This window comes from Inquilinus sp. (assembly GCF_039594555.1).
In the GTDB taxonomy this organism is placed as follows: Bacteria; Pseudomonadota; Alphaproteobacteria; order DSM-16000; family Inquilinaceae; genus Inquilinus.
The window spans coordinates 1-5,478 of sequence record NZ_JBCNNF010000448.1 but is presented as its reverse complement, the minus strand read 5'-3'; the positions used below and the strand labels follow the sequence as shown (position 1 = coordinate 5,478).

The following is a 5,478-nucleotide window of genomic DNA, read 5'->3' as shown; positions in this document are numbered from 1 at the left end:
GTGACGCCGGTCCAGTTGAACACCAGCCGCATCGGCGTGCTGATCAGCCCAAGCCACTGGGCGATGCCGTTGACCAGGCCGCGGTCGCCGAGGATGGCGAGCCAGCCGAAGATGCGCACCACGCCGGACACCAGCATCGGCATGATCGCGACCACGGCCAGCAGGCCGCGGAAGCGCGATTTGGTGCGGAACAGGAACAGCGACACCGGGTAGGACAGCGCCAGCGCCAGGGCGGTCGCCACCAACGACAGCCAGAGAGAATTCAGGGTCAATTCGGCGGTGAAGCTGTCGGCGAAGACCTCGCGGGTGGTCTGCAGCGACCAGGCCTCGACCATCGCGCCGGTCGGCCCGACCTCGTTGAAGGCGGTGCGGAACAGGCCCAGCGTCGGCCAGACATAGATGGCCAGCACGAACAGCGCCGCCGGCAGCACCAGCACGGGCAGCGGCAGGCGCCGGCCGCGGGGCAGGGCGGGGCGCTCGGCGGCGAGGGGGTGCGGGACGTCGGTCATGGCGCCTCGCGCGGGAACACCAGCGTGTCCTCGGCCGGCCAGATCGCCGCGACCTCCATGCCCTCGGCCGGCGGGCGCTGGCCGGACGGCATCTCGACGCTCAGCTGGCCGCCGGCGCCTTCGACCACGACCTCGATCCGGTCGCCGATGAAGACGCTGTGCGAGACCTGGCCGCGGATGCGGGCCACACCCTCCGAAGCCGGCTCGGACACCGGCGCCAGGCGGATGCGCTGCGGCCGGACGAAGATGTCGATCTCGCCGGCCGGTGGCACCGCCACCGGCAGCGCCGTGCCCCACAGGGCGATGCGACCGTCGGCCTCCCGGGTCGCCGGCAGGATGTTGGCCCGGCCGACGAAATCGGCGACGAAGCGCGTCGCCGGGCGTTCGTAGATGTCCTCCGGCGTGCCGACCTGCTCGACCCGGCCGCGATTCATCACCGCGATCCGATCGCACATTGTCAGCGCCTCGACCTGGTCATGGGTGACGAACAGCGTGGTGATGCCGAGCGACCTCTGGATATCGCGGATCTCGTGCCGCATCGCGTCGCGCAGCTTGGCGTCGAGGTTGGACAAGGATTCGTCGAGCAGCAGCACCGAGGGGCGGACCACCAGGGCCCGCGCCAGGGCCACGCGCTGCTGCTGGCCGCCGGACAGCTCGCGCGGGCGGCGCCCGCCCAGCGCGCCGAGACGCACCATGGCCAGCGCCTCCTCGACCCGGGCGGCGGCCTCGGCGCGGGGCACGCGCCGCTCCTCCAGCCCGAAGCCGACATTGCGTGCCACGCTGAGATGCGGGAACAGCGCGTAGGACTGGAAGACATAGCCCATGTTGCGGCGATGGGCCGGCTCGCGGGTGATGTCGGCGCCGTCGACCCGGATGGTGCCGCCATCCGGCGCGATCAGCCCGGCTAGCATCCGCAGCGTCGTGGTCTTGCCGCAGCCGGACGGGCCAAGCAGCGCCACCGCCTCGCCCCGGCCGACCGTCAGCGAGACATCGTCGACGGCGACGAAGCTGCCATAATGCTTGGCCAGGCCCTGCAGCTGGAGATAGCTCATCGGATCACCCGGCCGAGATCACTTCGCGGCGCCAGCGGTTGTTCCACTTGTCGCGCACCTTGACGATCTCGCTCCAGTCGACGTCGATCATGCGGCTGCGGTTCTCCGGCGCGATGGCGGTGCGGGACAGGACCTTGGGGTCGATCTGCGCCTTGCCGTTGGTCGGCGCATAGAACACGCGCTCGGTGAAGGCCTTCTGCGACTGCTGCGACAGGGCGTGGTTGATGAAGGCAACGGCCGTCGCGCGGTTCTTCGACCCGGCGGTCAGGTTGATGGTGTTGATCTGGAACACCGAGCCTTCCGGCGGCAGCAGCGCGCCGAGCTTGCCCTCAGTCTCGTCGATCTTGCGCTGCGACCGTGCGTTCCAGCCGGTGGCGACGCGGACGATGCCATTCTGGATCAGCGAGTAGCCGTCGGGATTGGGGTTCCAGGTGTTCACCGAGGGCGCCAGCTCGGCCAGCTTCTTGATCGCGGCGTCGACCGATTGCCGGTAGTCGCCGCCCAGCATCTTTTCGACCATCACGGTCAGGGCCAGGCCCTGGATGTTCGGCGGCGCGCTGATCGCCAGCTGCCCCTTGAGGTCCGGCCGCCAGAGATCGGCCAAGTTGGCGAGCGGGGGCTTCAGGTTCTGGGCATCGGTGACCAGCACCAGATGGTCGAAGGTCACGGCCGGGCCGAACTCGCCGCCGGCGGCGCGAGCCTCGGGCACCAACTCCTCCAGCGACGGCACCTCGGCCGGGGTCAGCTTGTCGAACAGCCCCTCGGCATTGCCGATATTCGAGGCGGTGACGTCCATGATGATGACGTCGATCTGCGGGTCCGCCTTCTGGGCGCGGATGTTGCCCAGCATCTCGGCCGAGCTGCCGCCGGGCGCATAGTTGACCTTGACGCCCGGGAAGGCCTGCTGGAACGGCTCGATGACGGTTTTGATGTAATTGTCCTGGAAGGTGCCGTCGGCATAGGACATCAGCCGGATCTCGCCGGATGGCGACTGGGCCCGCAGGATCGCCGGGGCCGCGAGGGTCGCGACCCCGGTCTGGAGCAGGAGACGGCGCGTCAGCATCTGGAAGCCCCCTTTGTTGGCCCCATGCGGGGCGATGTTGAACCCGGCCCTCAGGCCGGGACCTTGCCGGCGAAATGGGCGACGAAACGGGCGCAGATCTCGGTCAGCTTCTCGGTCAGCGCCGCGCCGGTCTCGGTCGAGCACAGCCGCGGATCGCCCTTGCCGACGCCGAGGGTGTAGACCTCGTCATACTGGTTCGGCATGCCGATCTCGGCGCCGTCGAAGCTGGCGGTGCCGAGCCCGGTGAAGGGCAGGTCCAGCACCGGGTCGCGCTTCGCCGGCCGCTCGGTCGGCATCATCTCCGGGCGCATCAGCTCCGGGAACAAGTGCAGGCCGATGCTGGTCAGCGGGTCGGCGCCATGGCCGGCGACCTTGGCGGAATTCTCGGCCCCGACGATGCCGGGCAACAGGCCGTAGCCGATGCGCCACAGATACAGGCTGGGCAGCACCGTGCCGTCGCGCAGGTAAAGGCCGCGCGCCACCTCGGCGATCGGCCCGACATTGCCGCCATGGCCGTTGATGACGACCAGCCGGGTCAGGCCGGTCTTGTGCAGCGACGACACCATGTCGGTGATGACGCTGGTCAGGGTCGCCTGACTCAGGGCGATGCCGCCGATCATCGGGGCGAACCAGTCGACGCCGCCATAGGGCAGCACCGGCGCCACCAGGGTGCGGACCCCGCGCTGGCTGGCGCGGATGGCGGCCAGCTCGGCGATCTTCTCGGCCAGCAGGTAGTCGCCCATCGGCGCGTGCGGGCCCTGGTCCTCATGGCTGCCCATCGGCAGCAGGATCACCGGGTTCTGCGCCAGGGTCTCGCGGGCCTCGCCGCCCGTGATGGTGCCCAGATGCACCTTCGGTTCCGTCTTCGCGGCCAAAGCTCTACTCCTCGTCGGCAGGTCGGTGGTCGGGCCGGATCGTCATTCAGGCGATCTCCTCGGCCCGGATGCAGGCGACACGGCGGGCTTCGCCGTGGGGGCGCAGCTCCGGCACCGCCTCGGCGCAGGCTGGCCGCGCATGGGCGCAGCGGGTGCGGAAGACGCAGCCGGAGGGCGGGTTGGAAGGGCTCGGCGGGTCGCCGGCCAGCAGGATGCGGTCGGCGCGGCGGTCCGGGTGCAGCTGCGGCGTCGCGGAGATCAGGGCCCGGGTATAGGGGTGGGCCGGGCTGGTGAAGACCGCCTCGGCCGGGCCTTCCTCCATCACCCGGCCGAGATACATCACGATCACCCGGTCGCAGAGATGCCGCACCACCGGCAGGTCGTGGCTGATGAACAGCAGGGCCAGGCCCAGGTCGCGGCGCAGCTCGCCCAGCAGCTGCACGATCTGGGCCTGGATCGAGACGTCCAGCGCCGAGACCGGCTCGTCGGCCACCAGGAAGTCCGGCCCGCTGGCCAGGGCCCGGGCCAGGCCGATGCGCTGGCGCTGTCCGCCGGAGAATTCGTGCGGGTAGCGCTGCGCGTGGCTGGGGTCGAGGCCGACCCGCTCGAGCAGTGCGGCCACGCGCTCGGCGCGCTGCCCGGGTTCGCTGATGCGGTGGATCGCCAGGCCGTCGGCGATCTGGGCGCCGACCCGGCGGCGCGGGTCCAGGCTGCCATAGGGGTCCTGGAACACGATCTGCATGCGCCGGCGCAGCGCCCGCCAGTCGCGCCCGGAGGGTCGGCCCAGCGGCCGGCCGTCGAAGCTGACCGTCCCGGCGCTGGCGGGCATCAGCCCCAGCATCATCCGGCCCAGCGTGCTCTTGCCCGAGCCGCTCTCGCCAACGACGCCGAGCGCCTCGCCGCGGGCCACGCCGGCATCCACCCCGCGCACGGCCTGGACGAAGCGGCCGCGCCGGAACAGGCCGCCGGTGTGGAAGATCTTGGACAGGCCCTTCGCCTCGACCAGCGGCGTCGCCGATAGGGTGGTCATGCCGCGCACTCCGCTGCGTTCGCCAGCTCCGACCAGCGGATGCAGCGGGTCAGCCGGCCGTCCTGGACTTCATCGAGCGCGACAGGCGCCGCTTCGCAAGCCGCCACGGCATGGCTGCAGCGCGGCGCGAAGCGACAGCCGGCCGGGAAGGCGTGGGGCTGCGGCACCACGCCGGGGATGCCGGCGGGCTGGCCGTCGCCGTCCGGCGTCGCCGCCAGCAGCGCGCGGGTGTAGGGGTGCAGGGGGGCTGCGAACACCGCGGCGGCATCGCCCTGCTCGACCACCTGGCCGGCATACATCACCGTGACCCGGTCGGCGATCTCGGCGACCACGCCCAGACTGTGGGTGATGAAGATCATCGCGGTGCCGGTCTCGCGCTGCAGCTCGGCCAGCAGCTCCAGGATCTGGGCCTGGACGGTGACGTCCAGCGCCGTGGTCGGCTCGTCGGCGATCAGCAGGCCCGGGCGGTTGGCCAGCGCCATGGCGATCATCACGCGCTGGCGCATGCCGCCCGACAGCTCATGCGGCCAGGCGTCCAGCCGCCGCTCCGGGTCGGCGATGCCGACGCGCCGGAACAGGGAAAGCGCCTCGGCCCGAGCCTTCGCGGCCGGCATCGGGCGGTGGGCCCGAATCGCCTCGGCCACTTGGTCGCCGACCCGGTGCACCGGGTTCAGGCTGCTCATCGGGTCCTGGAACACCATGGCCATGGCGCCGCCGCGCAACGCTCGCAGGGCCGGCTCATCCAGCCGCAGCAGGTCGCGGTCGCCCAGCCAGGCGGCGCCGGCTACCGGCCGGGCCGCCGGCGGCAGCAGGCCCATCAGAGCGGTGGCGGTGACGGATTTGCCCGAACCGCTCTCGCCGACGATGGCCATGGTCTCGCCGGGGCGGACCGACAGCGAGACATCCTCGACCGGCCGGATGGTTCCGCGCGGGGTGGCTATCTCGACGG

At 71.4% G+C, this 5,478-nt stretch carries 5 protein-coding genes and 1 pseudogene; all 6 read right to left on the bottom strand.

From position 1 onward, the window contains the following. Positions 1-509, bottom strand: a pseudogene (locus tag ABDW35_RS31295) (hypothetical protein); the annotation flags it as partial. Beyond that, on the bottom strand, positions 506-1,561 hold the full coding sequence (locus ABDW35_RS31290) for an ABC transporter ATP-binding protein (RefSeq protein WP_343717758.1): 1,056 nt from the start codon (positions 1,559-1,561) through the stop codon (positions 506-508). The gene ABDW35_RS31290 and the pseudogene ABDW35_RS31295, both read right to left, overlap by 4 nt. A 4-nt stretch (positions 1,562-1,565) precedes the next feature. Next, complete coding sequence (locus ABDW35_RS31285) at positions 1,566-2,624, bottom strand: extracellular solute-binding protein (RefSeq protein WP_343717757.1); 1,059 nt, start codon at positions 2,622-2,624, stop codon at positions 1,566-1,568. A 50-nt stretch (positions 2,625-2,674) separates the two neighbouring features. Further along, positions 2,675-3,499, bottom strand: a complete 825-nt coding sequence (locus tag ABDW35_RS31280; RefSeq protein WP_343717756.1) for a creatininase family protein — start codon at positions 3,497-3,499, stop codon at positions 2,675-2,677. A gap of 46 nt (positions 3,500-3,545) precedes the next feature. Continuing rightward, a complete protein-coding gene (locus ABDW35_RS31275; protein WP_343717755.1) occupies positions 3,546-4,529 on the bottom strand; it encodes an oligopeptide/dipeptide ABC transporter ATP-binding protein in 984 nt (327 codons plus the stop codon). After that, the coding region (locus tag ABDW35_RS31270) for an ABC transporter ATP-binding protein (protein WP_343717754.1) at positions 4,526-5,478 on the bottom strand (953 nt) is incomplete at its 5' end. The genes ABDW35_RS31275 and ABDW35_RS31270, both read right to left, overlap by 4 nt.

Coding starts and splice junctions, on each gene's coding strand:
- ABDW35_RS31285 (WP_343717757.1), bottom strand. CDS start 2,624: ATGCTGACGCGCCGTCTCCTGCTCCAGACCGGGGTCGCGACCCTCGCG.
- ABDW35_RS31275 (WP_343717755.1), bottom strand. CDS start 4,529: ATGACCACCCTATCGGCGACGCCGCTGGTCGAGGCGAAGGGCCTGTCC.
- ABDW35_RS31290 (WP_343717758.1), bottom strand. CDS start 1,561: ATGAGCTATCTCCAGCTGCAGGGCCTGGCCAAGCATTATGGCAGCTTC.